Raw genomic sequence first — 20869 nt, forward strand, 5'->3', positions numbered from 1 at the left:
AAGCGGACCACATGCGCGCTCAAGTTCCGATGCTGCCGTCCACACACTGCCCGCATGGCGTATCAGTGCGTTTAGCCGTAGATCTGGTCCATGAGCGCCTCCTCACCCCGCTTGCGCAAGAGCTCTCGAGTGAGTTCTTCATAGACCGCCAACTGCAGTGTCTTCATGAGGCCAACCCCGGCCTGCGCCTGCGTTTCGAGATCCTCCGGCAGCCCAAGACTGGCCAGATACGCCGACAATTCCCGGTCGTAATCGGCGAGCATGTCCTGCAATTTCTGATGCGCGCGCTCGAATCCATCAGGATCCAGCCGGGCCAGCACCTGTTGCCAAGGCTCCCATTCGACCAGGAAATACTGTGGGAACTCCAACCGTTCTCGGGCGAGAACCTCCTGCTCGGCGCTCTCCAGATCCTGTGGCGTTACCGTGGAATAATTGAAGTAAAGCATGTCCGCGATGCCGGTGGGCAAGTGCAGCCGATCGCGCAGTTTGACCTGGTAGGCCAGGTACACTTCGATTTCATGGTTTTGCCGTGCCGCCTGGGCTTTCTTGCGAGCAATCTTCTCCAGTGCGTCCAGGCGAAATGCCCCTCGCCCGCTTTCGACGATCTCAACGAGCCTGTTGTCGTAATCGCCACGGCTGACGGCATGCGCATGACTGAGTTTGGTCAGGTCGTTATACGTCAGTGCAACGCGATCGTTGCAGGCCGCGGTGGCCCCTTGTGCGGCCTCGAAGGTCAGTTGACGAAGTTCGTCATCCTGGGAGAGTTTGGTTAACCACTTGGCGACCCCCGCCTTGAATTCGGCATTATCGTCGACGCCCGCCTTCAAACGGACCAGAAAACGTGCGAACCCAGCGGCATCTACTTCCAAGCTGTGCGCTTGCCATCGGCGTATCTGTGCTTGTTCGTCGTTGCTCAACCAGTCCCGAACCGCTCCGTCCACACTGTGAAACGCCTTTCCTAAGCAAAGCTGAGGCCCGTTATAGTCTGGCGCCAACATCGCCTGGTGCGCCTGTTGCAGAAATGCGAGCGAAAATGAGTTGCCTTCGGCATTTACCCGAACCTCATACGGCATACTAAATACCCTTGACGGCAGGTGGGTCAGTCGGTTGGACGAGACATTGAGCATTCTTAGACTGACAGGCAACGTCGGCAACTCGGTCAGCTGGTTCCCATACGCCACGAGCCCCTCGAGGCCTGCGGGCAATGCTGGCAACTCGAATAGTCGGTTGTTGCGTAGGTAAAGCTCTGTGAGGCCCCTAGGCAATTCTGGCAGGTGTTCTAAGGAGTTGTGGGCTGCCAAGAGCTTCACGAGGCTCTCAGGCAATTTCGGCAGATGCATCAACCTGTTGCCGCGTACGTCAAGCGCTGTGAGACCCGCGGGCAAATCCGGCAGGCTATCCAAAAGCAGGCTCTTCAAGTCTAATTCGCCACCCACCATGTTGAGAATTCTGTCCTGCACGATCGCACGGCCTGCCCTCTCCTCCCCCCTCGGCGCGAATGCCACCCATGCGGCCAAGGAGAATGAAATGAACGCGTCCCACCCGAAACGGTGAGAGCAGAGGAAGGAGGTGAATCCTCACGGGCCAACGGCATCGAAGTGCCCAGGTGGAAAATGCACGCATTTCCCGGCAACCGGAGGATCCACGATGAACAGTATGGCCGTAGGCGTCGACATCGCCAAGCAGGTTTTCCAGGTGCATTACGTCGATCAGCACACCGGAGAGATTGTGAACAAGCCGATCAAGCGGGCAAAGTTTCTGGAGCACTTCGCGAACAGAGCGCCGAGCCTGATCGGCATGGAGGCGTGCGGCGGTGCGCACCACTGGGCTCGGCAACTCGCAAAGATGGGGCACGAGGTCAGATTGATGCCGGCGGAGTTCGTGAAGGCGTTCAACATCCGCAACAAGAACGACGCGGCGGATGCCCGGGCGATTTGGCTGGCGGTACAGCAGCCGAGCAAGCCGGTGGCGGTGAAGACGGAAATGCAGCAGGCGATGCTGGCGCTGCACCGGATGCGCGAGCAGTTGGTGAAATTCCGCACGATGCAGATGAACGGACTGCGCGGCCTGCTAACGGAATACGGCGAGGTGATGAGCCGTGGCCGGGCGAAGCTGGACCAGGAAATAGCCATTGCGCTTGGTCGGCTCGCGGAGCGCCTGCCGGGAGCGTTGATCGATACGTTGCGCGAGCAGTGGAGCGGGCTGGCGCGGCTCGACGAGCAGATTGCCGAGATCGAACGCCGGATGCTCGAATGGAAGAAGGAAGACAAGGCGGTAAAGGCGATCAGCGAGATACCCGGCGTGGGATTGCTCACGGCGACGGCGGCAGTGGCGATGATGGGCGACGCGAAGGCGTTTCGCTCCGGACGCGAATTCGCCGCGTGGGCGGGTCTGGTACCGAAGCAGACGGGCTCGGGCGGCAAGGTGAACTTGCACGGGATCAGCAAGAGGGGCGACACCTATCTGCGCACGCTGCTGATTCACGGTGCGCGAAGCGTGTTGAGCCATGCGAAGGAACCGGGTCCGTGGGTCGAGCAGATGAAGAAGCGACGGCCGGCGAATGTGGTGATCGTCGCACTGGCCAACAAGACGGCACGGACGATCTGGGCGGTGCTGGCCCATGATCGGCCGTATCGGAAGGACTACGTGAGCGTGAAGCCAGCCTGAACGGCCCGCGCGAGGTAGACGATCAATGTTTAACACAGGGTGAACGTCGAAAGGTTGCGCAGCAATCAAGTGTGATGACAAGCCAGGTAGGACCGGGACTCGCTAAGCCTGAATCGGTGCAAGAGCCTTGAGCTCGCCAGGAGAATGAGGCGCGAGTCAGCGAATTTCATAGGGGCCCGCAGCGGCAGTACCAGCTGCATCAAGGCCGGATATAGAGCTGCAGCCCATCCTGTCCGTCGGAACACAAGAAAACTGCTGCAAACGGGACGCGTTCATATAGCACCGATAGAGCTCATCGATGCCGCTATCATCTCCCGCCTGCTGTTCTGGCAAGTTCGCGATCAGTTTTCTCAAGAGTTGACCCGCGTTCACGCGAGTCTCCAGCGTGGCGAGCACATTACGGGCGAGTTTCACATAAGCTGGCGACGGTTCACTGGACTGGCCACCGGGCACATTTTCCTGGCCAAGGTTTGCGAATGCGTCGACCAATACCTCGATGTCCGGGCCTTCACGGCACGAGCGTGTCAAATGCTGCGTCAAGTCCCGGCACACCCACTCAATGTCCGTGCCACCCACCTGACTGAACTGGCGATGGGTCCAGGCGAGCGCGGCGAGTAGCGTGGCGCAGCGCCACTCATGGCCCGGACCGCCACGCTGGCCGGCATACTCGAGCATTAATCCTCTTTCTTCATCGACTTGCGGGGACGAGCCAGAGCACTCGCACAGCACTTGGGCCAGCCCGTCCAGTAAATGTGATCCAACAGAAGTGATCGGCATGGATGAAAAGTCAATGGAGAAAAGCAACGGCTTGGCTCGACTTCGACACCAGTTCGAGGAACGCGCCCATTCCGCTCATCGGCCGACGCCTCGGTGCGGTTAGGCATGCGAAATGGCACTATGTCACGCGCGTTTCTTCTTGGAGTCAAGATCGGACTGGTCTAGTGGAAGCCATCTAGTCGCCAATTTTTTAGATTTGGTTCATTGACAATTTTTCGGATATTGATATTGAGAAATTGTTAATGTTATGTAAATCAAATAATTACAATGTTTTTATGGAAACTCTCATAACGTGGTGGAGAGAAATTTCAAATATCTTTCACAAATTATCTCTGGTTTGGAGGACGTCATTTGAAAAACCGCTTTGGCATGAAGGGCTGAGATACTTGAGCTTGCCCCCGAAAAACAAATCTCCTGTTGAGCGTAAACTCAAGCAAGGAGCGTCAGGAAGATGAGCAAGACGACGCGGGCGCGCTATACGCTCGAGTTCAAGCTGAAAGCAGTTAGAGCGTTGCGGCGATGGCCGCGACGCTGGATGTGTCAGGCTCCGTGCTTTCTGCACATGCTGGCCTCACCTTCCGGCAGAAATCCGGTGATTTGCTCTTCCGTAGGGAGCATCTTCATGTTTCCAGCGGGTCTGGTTTGCAGCGGGCAGATCAGTCTCATTTGGCTAGGCGATAGGCTCCGCTTCCTACTGCCGCGATGACCGCGGCAAGAGTCTCCTCCCGAGTAAGCGCATCTATCGGCAGGGCATGTCGTTCAAGCTGACCGAGCGATGAGAGTTGCTTATGGAGCTCCGTGATCGTTCCGGGATCAGTCAGGGTGTCGCCGCCCCGCTCTTGGCAACGCCGGATGGCCACGTCGAGAAGTGGACGCAGAACGATATAGTGAACAGGCACCGGGATTTTCTTGAACGGAGCGAGGAACCACGGCCCGATGATCCCGTCCACAATGACAAAATATCCGCCCCTGGCATAGCCTTCGGCTGCTCGCGATAGCACATCGACAACAACGGTGTTCTGGTCATGCGCTGCCGGCAGATAGGGTGGGAGCGCTCCATTCTTGATGAAATGCCAGAAGTCGTCGGAATGAAGATGGACCGTCGACGATCCGGGCGCTCTGGCAAGAGCCTGCGCTGTCGTGGTTTTGCCTGAACCGGGAGGCCCGGTCAGAATGAGTATTTCACCTGCGTGATTCATGAGCTTCTTTCTTGATCGATGGGCGAGCGCCTTCATCCGGGCATGTCTTGCCTCAGCGCTTTTTCACTCATCACATCGGCTTCGCGCTCGAGCCCCGAGTCGTCGTTGATCGCCACGCCCTCCTTCATCTGCATGGTCGGCTTCACTCTCCCCTGCGCCTGCTGCACGACGTGCCCCTGCCTGAGGGCTGATGAACTCATGGACGGCCTCGCGGGATATGGGGGCGGCGGACCGCCCTCCTGTTGTTCGGCTTGAAACACAACCTCAAACATCAAGAATATTGCGTTCGCGATCATCGTCGGTATCGAGATGTTACTCCTCGACTTGTATTTGTCCCAGTTTCGCCTTCAAACGGAAGTGACGATACTTCACTCAACGACTAACGCAATACGTCCAGAACTGCCATATCAACCGAACCGCGGATTAAGGAGAAACATCATGAACCCGATCATCATCGCAGCTGTCGTGCACAGCCTCATGGCTTCTATCGCCAACGATGTAGTGTGTTTGTTCTGCTGACGCCCGGCTCGGAATCACAACAGAATAACCGGTGAGGAAGTTCACGGTGGGCCTAATCTCGATCACCCCACCGCACCCGCCCTTGCCTTCGCGATCACCTCTATCTCGAACTGGAAGCCATAGAGCCACGTCACGCCAACGGCGGTGAGCAATGGAATAAAGCGGTCTTCTATCGCTCGAGTCGGGGAAAAATGTAAATGTGAAAATACTTGCCGGGACGGTTTGGCCCGCCACCAGCCGATATCGGCCAGAAAACGGATGTCATCAACAAAACGCACGAATAAGGTAGCCTTGCTGGAATTCGGATCGTTGCCGACGTCGGCGATCCCCGTTTTCTTTCGATACTTGAATGAGCGCCAATCCGGGCCTCATCGCGTGAGGGAGGGTGACGATGACCAAGATGCGGGAAGTCAACGGCAGTCTGATCGTTTCGGCGCATCGGGGCGATGCGAAGACCCTCCTGGCCTTCGACATCACGGCGCCGACAGACCGTGAGCGACTCGCGGGATTCACGATCCAGGTCAAGCCTCAGGGCAGGCCCGCCTACTATCTGTGGAACAAGTTGCAGTTCGAGCATCCTGACCGGCATGCGCAAGTTGCCTCGGAGCCGGCCTATTCCACCGTCAACGCGCCGTTACACCGGTTTCGCTGGGTCCACGTCCCCGGCAGCGACCACCAGGGGCTGAAACCGCCATTCGGTGTCTACGCGTACACGGTCACTCCTCGCTACTTCGACGAATACCAACGGCTCATGCCACTGGACCCCGCGCGCAGTGCGACGGTCTCGATCGAACTCAGGCCGTTCGAGGACGGCCCGGTCCGGTTGGGTTTCACACGCGGGTACGCGCAATCCCAGGCCTACGTGAATCATTTTGGCCCTGACCTCGTTCTCAGGCCTGACACGGATGCGCTTGTGTTCGACACTCGTCAGGTTGCCGGCAAAAATGCGCAGGGCAACGACTTCACGTATCTCGATGTCTACGCGTGGGCCGGCGCGAGCGCCCGCGAACGGATCGTCGAAGTCCTGAATCTGGTTCACGAGTCACCCGAAAAGCAACTGGACGTCTTCGCATACGACCTGAACGAACCCGATGTCGTCACCGCCCTGCTTCTGCTCGGTCACGAGCAGCGTGTGCGCGTGATACTGGACAACGCCTCATTGCATAAATCCACCGCCGACAAAAGATCGGCCGAAGACGAATTCGAGGAGCGCTTCAGCGCTGCGGCCGGCGATGAAGCCATTCTGCGCGGCAAGTTCGGGCGCTACGCTCACGACAAGGTTTTCGTGGTGTACGCCGACAAGGCGCGCCAGCAGCCTGAACTCGTCCTGACCGGCTCCACCAACCTCTCGTTGACGGGTTTGTATGTCAACGCGAACCATGTGCTCGTGTTCGACGACCGGGCGATTGCGGGCGTCTATGCCGACGTTTTCCAGGAAGCCTGGACGACGAAAGTGCATCGGGCCACCTTTGCCGAATCGTCGCTGGCGACGACCACGCACAACTTTGCGCCATTGAATACAGGGCCAATCGAAATCGATTTCTCCCCGCATCTGCCGGCCGACAAAGACAAGGTGCTCGGCCGCATCGTGGAGCGCATCGCGCACGAGCGCGAAGTCGTCGGCAACGGGAGCGTCCTCTTTGCCGTGATGACGATGGACGGCGCCGCGCGCAAGGAGCAGCCCCCTAAACCGAACATGGTGTACGACAGCCTGAAATCGCTGCATGAGAGCGAGACGATTTTCAGCTATGGCATCTCCGACAGTCCTGGGCAGGTGTGGCTTTACGGCCCCGACGCCAGGGGCGGCATTCTCGTTAGCGGCAAACCGGGGCAGCCCCTGCTCCCCTCACCGTTCGAGCAGGTGCCCGGCATCGGTGGTGGCCACGAAATTCATCACAAATTCGTGGTGTGCGGTTTCGGACGTGAGGATGCGGTGGTGTTCTGCGGCTCGTCGAATCTGGCGGAAGGCGGCGAACTGGATAACGGGGATAACCTGCTTTGCATCCACGATCCCGCCATTGCAACCGCATTTGCGATCGAGACGCTGCTGCTGGTTGATCACTACAATTTCCTCAACCGGCTGAGTACCAAGTCCACCGACAGTCACACCCCGCGCGGAGCCGCCGACAACCGCACTGCCGCAAAGGCCGCTGCATGGTTCCTAGGGACCACCGATAAATGGGCGGCGCCCTACTTCGTCGACGGCAGCACGCGGGAGCGCGACAGGCAACTCTTCACCGGTTGAGTGGCGCCGCACCAGCCCGAAATCGTTTCTTTGCGCAAGATGGGATTTCGTCGCGCCCCTTCAACATGCGAAGTTGCTCCCAACTCGAACTGGGGCACGTAGCAGGCTTCTTTTCTGGCATGCACCAAACCCGAAACGTGTTGACCTGCTTATCAGCAAGGCATTTATCGAAGTGTTCGACGCTCAGATACTTGGGAGGCAAAACAGCAAAGCAGCTTGTGGCGACCGTTGTCAGTACGACTGCAGGAAGAAGGCGTACATGAAGCCACTTCATGGGGCGCAAAGCTGGATAATGGTCCATTCTAGGCATCTCACTGTCTCCGCATGGCAAGGTCGAAGAATCGAAGCTTCAAAGTCGGGGGTAACTGCTATTCGTAAATTTACCGCTACCTCTTCGCGAAGCGCCTGATTGTTTTCCGTTGACCGGACTCATCTCAGTACCAAGCGCTTCAGAAAACCATCGAGCATGCCAATGTCCCCTTCCGCTCTCTTATAGTCGACCTCATGCTCGACCTCCCTGAGCATGGTCTCAATGAAATCATGGATAGCCGGGCGTCGTGGCCCAAGCTCGGCCTCTCCAGCGCATTTTGATGGCGAGCAGTTCATTTATCTCTGCGATCAACGCTTCGTCCGTTAGCGTTCCTGCCACCAGATCTGCAAACCGCATTGGGGGCATTCCCTTACCCGAATCGATCCAGCGCACTGCGAGCAAGGGACGCAAGACGTACAGATACTTCTTGTAACGAACTTCATCGCCTTGCAGGTATCCCCGGAAGTTCTTTTTGGCCATGGAGAGATAGTGATGTCGGCCGCGTACCGGGGAGAAAAATGTGCGAGCCAGTTCTCGCAGCTCGTTCACGTAGACGGCGTCCGCCATGTACACCACCGGGGATTCCAGCCATTCAAGCAGCGTTGGGTTCGATCGGTGCAAAAGTTGTAGGGCCTTCCGAATTTCCCAGCCGCTAACATCCAGCTCATCGTCAATGGGCTTCTCAATCACGTCCCGCTGGGTTTCGACCCGCAAGTACCATTCAAGCCGATGGACGTATATGAAGCGCACGTCATAGTCGCTGTCGGGCGATGCGAAGCCCCAGCCGCGACTCCCCGATTCGCAAGCATATAGGACCTTAACATCATGAGCTCGCTCGGCGGCGGCCAACTCGGCCATGATGCGAGCCCGCACGTCGGGATCGATAGGGTGATCGCTTAGGACCGGCAGATACGATTGCATATTCCTCATTCGATGCGATAAATGACCGAGTATCTTCTTCGTGACCACGGCGCTGACGCGAATCCTCCGCCGATAACGAAGTTTATGCGGTGTCGGCGAGCGTCGCCATACCGCCAGAGTCCTCCGCCACTGCGCGATGACGATGCGCAAAATCCACGCCAGCGTGCCGACCCCGTTTGCGCTGAGCGTGCAGAATTTGACCGACCGCCGCTGCTGGGCCGCGGGTGACCCCGACATCAACGGTGCGTGGGCCCGGCAAGCCACGCACCTTCTGGCTGACAGCGCAGTTCGATCTCTGAACGTACCCACACAGGACGCGACATGACGGTTCGATTCGTCAGTCGCGTTCTTTGCCTATCCGCTATTGACCTGGATTAGAAATGAAATGATAATCAGTCGCATTTAATAATTGTATTCGGCACCGCGAACTCTCGCGTTCGATCCCGGACTTTCTGTGCTTCCCCTCTCCCTTCGTCATCGCGTCGCCAGCCGGACCGGTTCATCCGGGCGCTTTGCGCCGCTCGATTGATGGCAAGCGCTGCACGCCCTCGAGGGATCTTCGCTTACTACGACGAACTGCTTCGTACGTGGACGGGAAGGCTCAGCAATCGGCATCAGGCCAAAGACCTGGCACAGGACTCGCTGCTAAGGGTCCTGGAGTTGAAAACCCCGCCAGAGCAGCCGCGCGCCTACTTGCACCGGACGGCGCGCAACATCGCCATTGACGCTTACCGCCGCGAGGGCGGCCGCGAGCAGATGACGCTCGATGCGCTGGCAGAGTTCGAAGCGCCGACCGGCAACCCGGAAGAAGAAGTCCACGCCGCACAACTCGCCCGTGCCATCGAAACAGCTTTGTCCGAACTTCCCTTGAAGTGCAGGCAGGTTTTCATCTGGCAGCGAATCGACGGTTGCAGCCAGCAGGAAATCGCGGAGCGGCTCGATCTGTCGAAAAACATGGTCGAGAAGTATATGATTCGGGCGATGAAACACTTGCGCGAGCGCCTTGGTCCTCTGGCTCCCCAGTGAGGCACGCAGTCGTGATCTGCCTCCCCTATTTCCGCCGGTCCGGTCGGCAGTTCCGTCAAATGCGCGGCGTTTTCTCTGCTCATTTTTCTGCCTTTTTCGATGCCAGCCTCTGAACGTATTCGCGAGGAAGCCGCGCTGTGGTTCACCAGAGCGCATAGCGGCGAGTTTTCCGATGCAGACCGTGCGTCGCGAGACGCGTGGTTATCTGCCGATCCTCTGCATCGCGCAGAGTACGCGGCACTGGATCGCGTATGGCAGGCGGCGGCCGCCGTGCCCGCCGCGCGGCTGCGTGCCTTGGCCGAGGCAGGGACAGAGAGCGCCGGAGTTGGCGCGAGCGCTCCGCGCCGCAGCGCCGCGAACCGATGGATCGCCATCGCATGCGTTTGTGTACTTGGCGTTGCGCTTGGCGCCACGATGTTGCCCTCCATTACCCCATTGCCGGAGGAGGTCGCGCAACTCGCGCCGTCCAGCACCGCACTGGCTCAGGTGGACGAGATCTCGACCCGTCCCGGTGAAAAGCGCCGCGTGACGCTCGCCGACGGCACGGTCGTGGAACTCAATACCCGTACGCGCCTTCAGGTGAGTTATACCCATGCGCAGCGTAATGTAACGCTGCTCGACGGCGAGGCGATGTTCTCTGTCGCTCACGATGCCTCGCGTCCGTTTGTGGTGGATGCGGGAGTCGGCCGGGTCACCGTCACGGGCACCCGCTTCGACGTGCGCCGCATCGCGAAAAATCTGGCGGTTGTGGTCGAATCAGGCTCCGTGAAAGTGGAAGGCGTACCGGTGCGGACTGGGACTGCGCCGGCAAAGGCGCCCGCGCTGCTCACGAAAGGCCTTGGCACGACGGTTCGCCCGGATGGTGCCGTCGCATCGGTCAGTCCGGTGAATCTGTCGACGGCGCTGGCCTGGCGCGACGGCAAACTGGTCTTTCAGAACGCGACGCTTGCCGACGTCGTGAACGAAGTGTCGCTGTACCGACAATCGCCGGTGGTCGTTGCGAACGACGCAGTCGGGCAACTTCGCCTCACCAGCGTATTCAGTACGGACAACACCGACGAACTGCTCGCCGCGCTGCCGCAGTTTCTGCCAGTCAAGGTGCAGACGCTCCCCGATGGCAGCGTAAAAATTTCGTCGAAGTGATTCAGGTTTTTGCTCGGCGTTTCGTCTTCTGATCGTTCGCCTTGGTTGCCGAGTGGCGAATCCATCAAAAATTCGAAACGAGACCAAAAGCCGTGAAAGGTTCTACACACGCCCGCCGCTTCCTATTGCCCCGCCCGCAGACGGCCGCATCGGTGATTTTCCTCGCCGCGCTGGCAGCGCTGAGCAGCCAACCCCAGCGCGCCTCTGCACAGCCCGCGAAGGGCGGGACTGCCGCAAAAGCAGGCGCTGCGATCGAAATCAACGTGCAGGCACAATCGTTGTCCGACGCGCTTGTGCTCTTCGGGCGGCAAGCCAATCTGCAACTTTTCTTTTCCCCCGATCTGGTGAACGGCAAGACCGCACCGGCCGTGCGTGGCGCCATGACCGCGGAGGCCGCATTGTCCGCACTGCTACAGAACAGTGGCATCAGCTACCGGCGCAGCGGTATTCAGGGGTACGTTCTTGTATCGGCCGCGGAAAAGAAGGTCGAGACACCGGCGACCGCCCCCGCGAGTCCGCTTGTGTTGGCGCCGGTCGAGGTGACGGCATCCCGTACATCGAGCGACCTCGTACGCCCTACGCGCCAGGTGACGGTCATTGAGCGCTCCGAGCTCGATGAACTCAAGACCGCGTCGGGAAGCCTCGCCACCGTCCTCGCCAAAGTCGTGCCGGGTATGGCCGACTCCAGCCGCACAGTGACCGACTACGGTCAAACACTTCGCGGGCGGGGCATGTTGGTGTTGCTCGACGGTGTGCCGCTCAACACCAACCGCGACTCGGCCCGCAATCTCGCCAACGTCGATCCGGCGCTGGTGGAGCGCATCGAGGTTTTGCGTGGCAGCAGTTCGATCTACGGCGGGGGCGCCACGGGCGGTATCGTCTCCATCACGACTCGGCCTGCCGGTGGCGAGCCCAAAGCGGATACCACGGTCTCGTTGAGCTCCCCACTGTCGAGATTGCGTGCCGACGGCCTGAGCGCCGATATTCAGCAGCACGTCTCCGGCAGCTACGACATGTTCGACTATGCGTTCGACGTCGGCGGCCGCCGTGTCGGAAACAGCTATGACGCTCGCGGGAGTCGCATAGCTCCGGAGCCGAGCCAGGGCGATCTGTTCTCGTCGAACAACTACAACATCGGCGGCAAGCTCGGTGTGCGTTTTGCACCGGACCAGCGTGTGCAGTTGTCGGTGAGCCACATCAACTCGTCGCAGGACACGAGCTACGCCTCGGATCCCTCTGTTGCCCGCCTGCCGGCGGGGAGCGTTCCCGCGCGCGGCATTGACGGGCTTCAGCTCGATGAACAGAACCAGATTCGCAATACGCTCGTCAATCTCGAGTACGAGCACCGCGACCTGCTGGGTAGTCAGGTGTCGGCGCAGTTCTACTATCGCGACTACTTCACCCGATTCACGCCTTTCGATGCGCGTTCGGTGGCCACGCGTGGCGCGAACGTCGACCAGACGAAGCAGGACTCCACCGTCTTCGGCAGCCGTCTGACGATCAAGACGCCATTTGGCGCCGAGAAGAAGACGAGGGTTGTGTGGGGCATGGACTTCGAGCAGGAAAAGAGCGATATGCCGCTCGATATCTTCGACCCGAAGCTGTATGACGCGAGTGGCGGCCGGGTCTTTCGGAAGATTGGCGAGGCGACCTATCTGCCGCCGCTCACCACGCGCAGTCTGGGCGGCTTTGCGCAGCTTCAACACAAGTTCAATGACCATTGGTCGACGGAGGGCGGTCTTCGTTATCAATACGCGACGGCGAGTTTCAATGACTTCGTGCCGTTGTCGCAGTCCAAAGTCGTCAATCCCGTGGGTGTGCGCGGCGGCACGGTGAACTACAGCGCCATCCTTGGCAATGTCGGCGTGACGTATTCGCCGGTCAAGGGGCATGAATTCTATGCCGCGTTCAGCCAGGGTTTCAGCTTGCCGGATATTGGCGTACAGGTTCGTAACGCGCGACCGGGCTTCGATATCAATTCGTCGGATCTGCGCCCGGTCAAGACGAATAACTACGAGTTGGGATGGCGCGGTGTTTTCGGTAACACGCTCACCTCGCTTGCAGTGTTCTACACCACATCGGATCTTGGCGATGTTCAAAGTTTCAACAACGGCTTGATCCTTACGCGCACGGCGGAACACATCTTTGGGGTCGAAGGTTCGGCGGACTACCTTTCGGAGGACGACCAATGGGGACTGGGCGGTACGTTCACCTGGATGCAGGGCCGTGAAACGCCACAAGGGGCGAACAGCCAGGACATGAGCGGTTACCGGATTCCACCGCTCAAGCTCACGGGGTACGTCCAATTCAAACCCACGCCAAAGTGGAGCAATCGCCTTCAGGTAACGTATTTTTCCGGACGTGATTACCGGCTCAACGGGGCGACGAGCTTCGGGCGCATGGCGACCACCAGCTATACGACGGTCGATCTGATCAGCCGTTATGAGCTGACGAAGAACGACACGGCAACGGTCGGTATCCAGAACCTGTTCAACCGCGACTACTACCCGCTCTACAGCCAGTTGCTGCGCAACAGCAACAATACGAGCCATCTGCCTGCACCGGGCATTGCGCTAACCGCGACCTATCAGCATCGCTGGTAAGCGAGTCTGGCCCGCTTCGCACCTTCAGCGCAGCGGGCTCTCTATACAGACGTATTTATCGGTAACAGGCCTACTCGGCTTATTCGAGTTTTGACGGATCGACGATGGCCTTGGGCACCGCATAGATCGGCTCGTCGCGGCCCTCCACTTGCGGCTGTTTGCGCCAACGCACCCCGCGAGACGACGCCCAGTGAACGCTCAAGGTGTCGAACGTTGGGTCGCTTATCGAGAATTTTGCATCTTTCAAGGAGGCGGTGTCGCCATCGATTGGCAAGAAGACCGTCTTGCACAATGGTGCTGCGACAGCGGTGTCCGGAGAATGCACGGGAACGGCCTCGTCTTTCGTTGGAACCATTTGGCGGGACAACGTCGCGACGAGGTTCACGCGTTGGCGCACCCCAAACTCCACCATCCGGGCTTCAGCGTCAAATCGAACAGTTCTTGCCGATCGATCAGCCTTCAAATCGTGTTCCGTGCCGCGGAGCGCGGATTTCAGGCCCATCTCGGTGCCATCACCTTCGCTCGCCGCCTTGCTTTCGCACCCGAAAACCGACCTTATCGCCGCCGAGATTCGATCGCCAGCTCTGTGTGCCAGGTTGCATAGTCGACCAAGCGCGCTCGAGAGCGATTGTCCCGTGCGGCTGAAAACAGCGGAAATATTGGACGCCATGCCGCTTCGAGGAGCATCGGCGCGGGGAGCGTCGACACCATGAGACGCGTCGGCCTCTCGGGCCTGCTGGGTAGGAGACCTGCCAAAGCCGGCGAGGGGATTGATCATATTGATGAACTGATGGGTGCGCTTATCACGCAAGTTGTTATTTGCTTGCTAAAGATAAATGCAATCTGTTGGCCTGAGCTATCAAGAATCGCTCATCTGGCGCCGAGCTACGAGGATTTGCGACCCTCGTAGCGTGCTACGCCGAACCCTTCATCGTCGTTGCAGATTACCGAAAGACCGATTTGTACAAACGTGGATGGTGGGCCTCTGTAACAATAAATATCCACGGCGAGCTTCGACGACGATGGGCGCGCCGCAACCGAAAGCGCTTTCGTGAGATAAATTCAATGTGTCCCGTTTCCGGCACTGGGGCTTCACGCTCCCAACTGTCTGTGACGACCTCAACGTCGGCGCGGCCGACTCCGCCAACTTCAACCTGGACACGGTCGTCTCCCCTTGGCACCACGGTGCGCGAGGTGCGTCAGGTTGACGGGCGGTCCCGTCTGTCGATTTTGAGGCAACTCCTGCCGCCCCTTAAAATGCCGACAGCCACCGGACTGTCCCCGGAGATCGCGGCCCCATCGACGCCAACGCAACCGACTCCTGCCGGCGTCAATGCGCGTCTGGTACACCACGCAGATGGGGGAACGGAACTGTCCCGTCATGCCGAGGCGGTGGCCACCTTGCTGGGCTTCCTCAAACAACCGCTGTCCGCCGGGACATCGCAGCTATTGAGCAGTTTTGAGGCTATTCCAGAGCGCGTCTATGTTCAGGCGGTGGCCGACATGCCATCGAGCTCGAGCGAACGTCTGCTGCCTCTTGAAACACAGGAGCGGATACCCGAATGGTTGCCGATATCCAGGGATGTCGCGTCGGTGTCACCGGCCAATGCCGAAGTGTTGGCCCGCTCATCGTCGAGTTCGACTCAACAACGGCATCTTCCGGAAACACGCGCGGTGGAAAAGCGGGCGGCGTCCCGGGAGGCCGGCAGCGGTGCTGGTTCCCTGTCTCCCGCAACGAAAATCCCACGGGAAAGCGCCGAGCCCCGGTCGTAGCGTGGCATCGGGCGACTTGCCGGCGCAAGGTGACGAAAGCGCCACACCTCGCGAGTGGATTTGGCCGTCTTAGCTTTGCGCCGTTATTGCTGGGGCAACGCCGTAATCCGAGGCCACGGCCCTTAGCTCACTACGAAACGTCGCTGCATCGGGGTAGCCGAACTCCTTCGCCATCGGCGCGATCAGTCGGAGCCCTTCTTCCTGTATTCGCCTTCTAATTTCCGGCTCCATTTCGTTTATCCTCGGGCCTGCTTCCCTTGTTTTCAAATCGTGATACGACTTTGTCACAACGGTTTGAAATACATTCACGCCCAACCCTTTCGGTTTCTGTATGCCACTCCCATTCGAGCCTTCCTCGGCCATGGACAATCCGGCACTCTGCGCAACTAAACCAATATTTCTAAGGTATTCATTGCGTCTTCCCTTGTCCTTGATTTCCGGCGCGAACTTCTCTCTTTCATTTCCATATAATTCAGAATAAAAGGAATCGATTATCTGTCGCTTGCCGATCTCGTCTTTTCCGACATCGAATATCAATCCTTCCATGGCAGTCAATCCATCATTTACGGCATCAAAAATCATATGATCCATGGGTAACTGCGCACGCTCCCGCTGGAGTGACAGTTCGTCCCGTTCCGTTTGATTGGTCGTCACAGAAACAAACGTCCCCTTGACTTGCGGCATTTCGTGGCTCGTGGTGGAGAAAGACGAGGATTGGTAGGCGCTACGCTGCTCCGCAAGAATGCGCTCGTAGTGTTCAGTCAATTGGGCAAACGGGTCGCTTGAAGAAGGACCCTGCTCCGCTGTCACACGCCGGTTGCGAGCAACGCTCACCAAGTCCGCCAAATCCCTCACGATTTCGGCGATGTGGCGCGGAAGGTGCGATTCGCCATAGAAGATTTTGTCAAATGTGGCGTGGCGGCGAGTGCATAGGCGAATAAGGGACGCTGACATGCGTTCCAGTTGTTCCCTTTCAGGTGAAGGCTCCCCCGTTCCGGAAAGAAAAACGGCAACTCCTGGGGCACTCAATTCTACGTCGCCGGTCCCGAAATTCAACTGCCGATGTAGATACACGATGGACGACCTCAATCGTTCCAGAAAGAACGGATTCTCTGAGAAATCCTGAACCATGTTGCGAACGATTTCGGTGTCCTCGGCACGCTGACGACGAAGAGAGACGCCATCATGGTTTCGCGCATACGCTCGGACATCATGTCCAGTTCTGAATATCTGCATGACAGTTCACGTTTGAAAGTGGATGGAGGCTCCTCGTAGATTACGACCTTCCCAAGTTTCGTCTACTACATTTCGCTCATGAGCCCAAGGCGCTCCGCCCGTATCCACCGGTATCCGCGCAGCGCCCGCCGCTGTCAATCAGCGCACATGGAAGTCCCCGGGGGTACTGGCATGGACATCGGCATTGGCTTACGGCGACGAGAGTTGCGCCCAACTGGACCGACGGCCCTCCCCGTTAGCGAGACCCACTTCGCGCACGTCGGTGGCAAGGGCGGGCGACTGACAAATCGCTCGTTCGGCAAGCAGACGCCATCGCGACTGGATGCGCGTTTTTTTATAGTCGGTCCCACAGTTCATCGTCCAACATGCCGGGAAACTCGGAGGCGGTGTCTTTCTCTATTGCCACGTAACCCATGCTGACGACTTCCCTCAGTTCATTTTCGCCGGCTGCACCGGCTCAGTTGCTGAGCGTGCCGACCTCCTCGTCCCATCACGTCGAGGAAGCCGAAAGACTGACGTTTGAGTATGTGGGGCATGGGGACGATTCGGGGCACGAGTGGCGTTGCGCCGTGCTGTTGGCTGCGCTTGCCTGGGTTCATCACCAGTCCAGCCGGATGGGGAGCGACGACATGGCGCCGGTGCGCCGGGATCTGAAGCGGCATCTGGCCCGTTCATGCCGAGAAGGTGTAGACGTCGAGGCATTGGTGGATACCCTCGCAAGCCTTTGCGTTGCTACCCCGCAGGGTCATGTGTCCTGCGATCCCTCGCCAGTTCATGTGCAGCTCGCCCGTGACGTGCTCACCACGTTGGAGACTCGTGTGGACGCGCAAGCGCTTCTGAACGAACTGATCGGAAGCTTGCCTGGGGAGCGCGACGAGCATGACAGCGGCGTTGATGAGCTCTATCGGTCTGCGTTATGCGCATGGGTAGCCATCGGGCCGTTGGAATGGGGCGGAAAGGAAGAGCGCGCGACCGCCAGGGACAGGATTTTCAATATGGCCGATGGCAAACTGAATTTGCATGGATTAGGGTTGGGTCATCTGCCCGAATTGCCCGTGGGCCTCGCGTCGCTTGACATAAGCTACAACGATCTGACCGAGGTGCCGGTCTTTTCCGAAGGGCTTGCGACGCTTGACGCAACCGGCAACAAGGTGACTGAGCTGCGCGCCTTGCCGGCGAGCCTCACGACGCTTAACGTAAGCGACAACCTGTTGAACAAGCTGCCGACCTTGCCTGCCGGTCTCGCCGTGCTTGATGTAAGCGGCAACGAATTGGTCGAGCTCCCGTCCTTGCCTGCGAGCCTCACGATATTGGATGCCCATGCCAACGAGTTGACCGAACTGCCGGCTTTGCCGGCGAGCCTCAAGAGGCTTCACGTGGGCAACAACCGATTGACCCGGCTGCCAGCCGTGCATGAAGGACTCATATGGCTGTGCGTGCAACGCAACCAACTGCCCCGGTTGCCGACAAGCGTCTTGAGTATGTCGCATGATGGTCAGGTATTTATTGAGGGCAACCCATTCTTGTCTGCCCACCTGCAACGACTGGATGCGACCATGTCTGCGCCAAGATACAGTGGGCCTCAGATCCACTTCTCCATGGCGCCTGCCGACATGGGCATCGCAGCGGTGCGCCCTCTTGTCGAAGCAATTCGGGACTGGTGCGGCAACGATGGGCAAGTGCAGGCGGACCAATGGCATGCGCACAGCGAGGAAGCGCACGCTGCGGAATTCTCCAGGTTTCTGGATCGCTTGAGAGAATCCGTCAATTACAACCCAGACTTCAAGGTGGCAATCGCCAGTTGGCTATCCAAGCTTGCAAGGGATGGAGAGCTTCGCCAACTGGTCTTCCAGGTCGTCCAAGGGGCCAGCGAATCCTGCGAGGATCGGGTCGCACTCGCTTATAACAATCTGACGAAACTCAGTCATGCGCACGCCGTAGCCCGTGGCGAATACGATGCTAGGCTCGAGGAGATCATCGACCGCGGGCACGGCGCATTTCGCTTGGACGCCCTGGAGAAGATCGCCCGCAGGAAGGCCCAGGTGTTACCGCTGGTTGACGAAATCGAAGTCTATCTGGCCTATCAGGTGCAGTTGCGCGATCGGCTGAAATTACCCACGGACATCGCAAACATGCGCTTCTTCCATGTCGCCGGGGTGACACCTCAGGATCTGAGGGGCGCCGAGCAGGAGGTTCGCGCTCGAGAACCGTTGGAGTTCCCTCAATATTTCCTGGTCGAATGGGCGCCTTGGCGGCAGGTGCTGGCGCGCTTGGACTCTGAGGGAACAGAGCGAGCGCGTCAAAAATTGCACGACATGCTCCCCGTCTACGATCAAGAAGTGGCGGCGCAGTTGGCCAGTCTTGATCTACGGGACGATCCCGATGGGCGGGCACAGGTCGGGGTTGGCGTCATGAAGGCACAGCAGCTGGATGTCTATAAAGCGCTTACCCGGGAGTTCTTGCGCAAGCGGAATGAGGAAGCTCTCATGGACCGGATCATGGGCACTGTCAACCGGTGACAGCATCGGCACCGGTTGACGCCGCTTCGGCCATCTGCAAGGAATTACACGTCGATGATGACCATGCCAAATAATCCAGCGCCATTACCATTGTCGACGGTTATTGATGGTTTGGGTGTAAGCGATCCATCATCGTCATTGACTTCATAGACATATACGTTTCCTTCATACTCGGACATCGCATAAAGGTATTTCCCTGAAGGATCAACAGTCAACGCAGATATTTTCAAGCCGATTGATCCGCATGGTTTTTGATCGGATTTTGACAGAAACCCATCCGATCCGATCTTGTATGAAGCAACAACATTCGCGCCTTGGTCGTCGAGCATATCTCCGGTTACGCCAATAAAGAGATATTTCCCGTTCGGACTGATAGCGCAGGCGGTACCGGATCCGTTCAATTGGGCCACGTTTCCGAGTGGCGTGAACTGTCGGCCGGAACCATCCAATTTGAAGCCCGCGACCTGAAGAGGGGTGGGGGCGTTAGTGGGGGTGGTGCCAAAAATTACGTAGGCAAATTTTAAATTGGCCGCTAGAGCGTATCCTTGACCGGTGCCCACAACCTCCCCGCTGCCAAGATAGGAAAGACCGAAAGCGCTGGTTTCCAAGGCAACGATCTGTGTTTTATTGGCCGGCGTGTTTCGGTAGAGCGCAAATAAAATCTGAGCCTGATAGGAGGGATCTGCTCCAGGCGTGGAAACGAGTTCTAGATCCGCGACGTCGCCAACCACACTATCCGGGAGTCCATTTACCTTCTTGTTCCATGGCCTCACGGTGTCTGGGGGTGAAAACCTGAATCCAGGAATCTGCTCGGTAAGTGGATTTTGTTCGTCTGCTTGGATGTAATTGTCGATATATATGTCGTACGTATTAGATCCGGTGTAAAATCCAACGATATAACTGGGTTCCGACTGCACTCCGTTAGTGTAATGCTGAATATTCGGTGTTAGAGAGCCATCATCATTGACGTGGTAAATGCTTATGGCCCCCATGCTCACGGTCACATTGTTGGATTGATTCGCGAGGAATATATAATTTCCTCCGCGCTGAAATGCTGATGCATTGGCGCACGCGATATCAACGGCATCCGTGCTTGGCACAGGACGTCCCAATGACGATAGTGAGCCATCCGGCTGCACGGAATAAGGATAAACAACTCCATATCCCAGGAAGTAAGCAAATTTTTTCATTTCTCATGTCCTCGATAATATGACCTGCTTTGTCGGCTTATATATTCACTTGATTGGCATAAGGCCATACACCTCAAAGCCTGCCTACTAGCAGAACTGATAGTTCTCGTGCCGGAACATTCGAATTGCCGTTTGCATCTCATGCAGGCTTGCGGCAATACAGACGATCATAATTCTGTGCGAGCCGGAGGCGCCGGACGAGTCAATACACGCTTGGCATGCCGGCCGGTCGACTCTTGAAGCGCCGATGGACCCAGTAATATTGCTCCGGGCGCTGATTGATCTGCGTCTCGAGAAACTCATTTATTCGACGCGCGTCGCTCGCCTCCCCTTCTGACGGAAAGTCACTGAACGGCTCGAAGATGGTCAGCTTATATCCGCGATAATCGGGCAGCACTTCCGTCACGAACGGTATAACGCGCGCGTTCGACATGCGTGTGTACAGTGAGGCGGCGGGCAGGCGCGTGGAGTAAAGTATGCAACCGACCTAGATGCTCACAAAATGGAAGCCCAGAAAGATGGTCGGCGGAGCATTCTTGTCTTCCAGGTCAATTCGACTGTCGATCTGGACCAGGTTCCGTATCCTCTGCGCGCTGCCATACCATTGAATCGCACTGCCAAACCTTGCGACGAGCGCATAGGGAAGGACTGCGAAGAGGCGCAGCAGCGCTACGACGACGACAAAACCCAATCGCCCCAGGAGGTTCCCCCGATCGTGAGAATCGCTCATCGCAACTCGGC

At 58.1% G+C, this 20869-nt stretch carries 14 protein-coding genes and 3 pseudogenes; 7 read left to right on the forward strand and 10 right to left on the reverse strand.

Annotated elements, in window-relative coordinates; genetic code table 11:
• Positions 1 to 71 precede the first annotated feature (71 nt).
• The gene (locus RO07_RS12400; RefSeq protein WP_147284498.1) at positions 72 to 1439 is read right to left on the reverse strand and encodes an NEL-type E3 ubiquitin ligase domain-containing protein; all 1368 of its coding nucleotides are present in this window, start codon (positions 1437 to 1439) and stop codon (positions 72 to 74) included.
• Positions 1440 to 1647: 208 nt separating this feature from the next.
• Here RO07_RS12400 and RO07_RS12405 point away from each other — a divergent pair, with 208 nt between their 5' ends.
• A complete protein-coding gene (locus RO07_RS12405) occupies positions 1648 to 2667 on the forward strand; it encodes an IS110 family RNA-guided transposase (protein WP_039408197.1) in 1020 nt (339 codons plus the stop codon).
• Positions 2668 to 2823: 156 nt separating this feature from the next.
• Here RO07_RS12405 and RO07_RS12410 read toward each other — a convergent pair whose 3' ends face one another.
• From RO07_RS12410 to RO07_RS25955, 4 genes and pseudogenes are all read right to left on the reverse strand, one after another.
• Positions 2824 to 3444 carry a hypothetical protein gene (locus tag RO07_RS12410; RefSeq protein ID WP_147284497.1) on the reverse strand — a complete coding sequence of 207 codons (621 nt, stop codon included), beginning with the start codon at positions 3442 to 3444 and terminating at the stop codon, positions 2824 to 2826.
• A 662-nt stretch (positions 3445 to 4106) separates the two neighbouring features.
• Positions 4107 to 4643, reverse strand: coding sequence for an AAA family ATPase (locus RO07_RS12415; RefSeq protein ID WP_039415268.1), 537 nt, complete (start codon positions 4641 to 4643; stop codon positions 4107 to 4109).
• 32 nt (positions 4644 to 4675) lie between these two features.
• Positions 4676 to 4843, reverse strand: coding sequence for a hypothetical protein (locus RO07_RS25950; RefSeq protein WP_157118203.1), 168 nt, complete (start codon positions 4841 to 4843; stop codon positions 4676 to 4678).
• Between the two features lie 381 nt (positions 4844 to 5224).
• Positions 5225 to 5317: pseudogene (locus tag RO07_RS25955) on the reverse strand (RidA family protein); the annotation flags it as partial.
• Positions 5318 to 5553: 236 nt separating this feature from the next.
• On the opposite strand from RO07_RS25955, the gene RO07_RS12425 reads away from it, so the two are divergent.
• On the forward strand, positions 5554 to 7407 hold the full coding sequence (locus RO07_RS12425) for a phospholipase D-like domain-containing protein (RefSeq protein WP_039411081.1): 1854 nt from the start codon (positions 5554 to 5556) through the stop codon (positions 7405 to 7407).
• A gap of 429 nt (positions 7408 to 7836) precedes the next feature.
• Here the strand turns inward: RO07_RS12425 and RO07_RS12430 are convergent.
• A pseudogene (locus tag RO07_RS12430) lies at positions 7837 to 8647 on the reverse strand (nucleotidyltransferase domain-containing protein).
• Positions 8648 to 9166: 519 nt separating this feature from the next.
• Between RO07_RS12430 and RO07_RS12435 the strand changes: the two are divergent.
• The 3 genes from RO07_RS12435 (at position 9167) to RO07_RS12445 (ending at position 13410) form a co-directional block, all read left to right on the forward strand.
• Positions 9167 to 9664 (forward strand): sigma-70 family RNA polymerase sigma factor, encoded by a 498-nt coding sequence (locus RO07_RS12435; protein ID WP_039411083.1) that lies wholly within the window; start codon positions 9167 to 9169, stop codon positions 9662 to 9664.
• A gap of 99 nt (positions 9665 to 9763) precedes the next feature.
• Positions 9764 to 10807 carry a FecR family protein gene (locus RO07_RS12440; RefSeq protein ID WP_039411085.1) on the forward strand — a complete coding sequence of 348 codons (1044 nt, stop codon included), beginning with the start codon at positions 9764 to 9766 and terminating at the stop codon, positions 10805 to 10807.
• A 92-nt stretch (positions 10808 to 10899) separates the two neighbouring features.
• Positions 10900 to 13410: a TonB-dependent receptor gene (locus tag RO07_RS12445; RefSeq protein WP_418303710.1), complete on the forward strand. Its 2511-nt coding sequence runs from the start codon at positions 10900 to 10902 to the stop codon at positions 13408 to 13410.
• Between the two features lie 79 nt (positions 13411 to 13489).
• Here the strand turns inward: RO07_RS12445 and RO07_RS12450 are convergent, their stop codons facing one another.
• On the reverse strand, positions 13490 to 14221 hold the full coding sequence (locus RO07_RS12450; RefSeq protein WP_072637030.1) for a hypothetical protein: 732 nt from the start codon (positions 14219 to 14221) through the stop codon (positions 13490 to 13492).
• A 446-nt stretch (positions 14222 to 14667) separates the two neighbouring features.
• Here RO07_RS12450 and RO07_RS25960 point away from each other — a divergent pair, with 446 nt between their 5' ends.
• Positions 14668 to 15183: a hypothetical protein gene (locus RO07_RS25960; protein WP_157118204.1), complete on the forward strand. Its 516-nt coding sequence runs from the start codon at positions 14668 to 14670 to the stop codon at positions 15181 to 15183.
• Between the two features lie 69 nt (positions 15184 to 15252).
• On the opposite strand, the gene RO07_RS12455 is transcribed toward RO07_RS25960, so the two are convergent.
• Positions 15253 to 16419 (reverse strand): hypothetical protein, encoded by a 1167-nt coding sequence (locus RO07_RS12455; RefSeq protein ID WP_147284495.1) that lies wholly within the window; start codon positions 16417 to 16419, stop codon positions 15253 to 15255.
• Between the two features lie 413 nt (positions 16420 to 16832).
• On the opposite strand from RO07_RS12455, the gene RO07_RS12460 reads away from it, so the two are divergent.
• Complete coding sequence (locus RO07_RS12460) at positions 16833 to 18938, forward strand: NEL-type E3 ubiquitin ligase domain-containing protein (RefSeq protein WP_052267236.1); 2106 nt, start codon at positions 16833 to 16835, stop codon at positions 18936 to 18938.
• Between the two features lie 44 nt (positions 18939 to 18982).
• Here RO07_RS12460 and RO07_RS25965 read toward each other — a convergent pair whose 3' ends face one another.
• Positions 18983 to 20128, reverse strand: coding sequence for a beta-propeller fold lactonase family protein (locus RO07_RS25965; RefSeq protein WP_147284494.1), 1146 nt, complete (start codon positions 20126 to 20128; stop codon positions 18983 to 18985).
• 202 nt (positions 20129 to 20330) lie between these two features.
• Positions 20331 to 20858 (reverse strand): annotated as a pseudogene (locus tag RO07_RS25540) (LpxL/LpxP family acyltransferase).
• Positions 20859 to 20869: the final 11 nt, after the last annotated feature.

Source organism: Pandoraea pulmonicola (assembly GCF_000815105.2).
Lineage (GTDB): Bacteria > Pseudomonadota > Gammaproteobacteria > Burkholderiales > Burkholderiaceae > Pandoraea > Pandoraea pulmonicola.

Coding starts and splice junctions, on each gene's coding strand:
- RO07_RS12400 (WP_147284498.1), bottom strand. CDS start 1,439: ATGGTGGGTGGCGAATTAGACTTGAAGAGCCTGCTTTTGGATAGCCTG.
- RO07_RS12455 (WP_147284495.1), bottom strand. CDS start 16,419: ATGCAGATATTCAGAACTGGACATGATGTCCGAGCGTATGCGCGAAAC.
- RO07_RS12435 (WP_039411083.1), top strand. CDS start 9,167: ATGGCAAGCGCTGCACGCCCTCGAGGGATCTTCGCTTACTACGACGAA.
- RO07_RS12440 (WP_039411085.1), top strand. CDS start 9,764: ATGCCAGCCTCTGAACGTATTCGCGAGGAAGCCGCGCTGTGGTTCACC.
- RO07_RS25950 (WP_157118203.1), bottom strand. CDS start 4,843: ATGAGTTCATCAGCCCTCAGGCAGGGGCACGTCGTGCAGCAGGCGCAG.
- RO07_RS25965 (WP_147284494.1), bottom strand. CDS start 20,128: ATGAAAAAATTTGCTTACTTCCTGGGATATGGAGTTGTTTATCCTTAT.
- RO07_RS12415 (WP_039415268.1), bottom strand. CDS start 4,643: ATGAATCACGCAGGTGAAATACTCATTCTGACCGGGCCTCCCGGTTCA.
- RO07_RS12405 (WP_039408197.1), top strand. CDS start 1,648: ATGAACAGTATGGCCGTAGGCGTCGACATCGCCAAGCAGGTTTTCCAG.
- RO07_RS12460 (WP_052267236.1), top strand. CDS start 16,833: ATGCTGACGACTTCCCTCAGTTCATTTTCGCCGGCTGCACCGGCTCAG.
- RO07_RS25960 (WP_157118204.1), top strand. CDS start 14,668: ATGCCGACAGCCACCGGACTGTCCCCGGAGATCGCGGCCCCATCGACG.
- RO07_RS12410 (WP_147284497.1), bottom strand. CDS start 3,444: ATGCCGATCACTTCTGTTGGATCACATTTACTGGACGGGCTGGCCCAA.
- RO07_RS12425 (WP_039411081.1), top strand. CDS start 5,554: ATGACCAAGATGCGGGAAGTCAACGGCAGTCTGATCGTTTCGGCGCAT.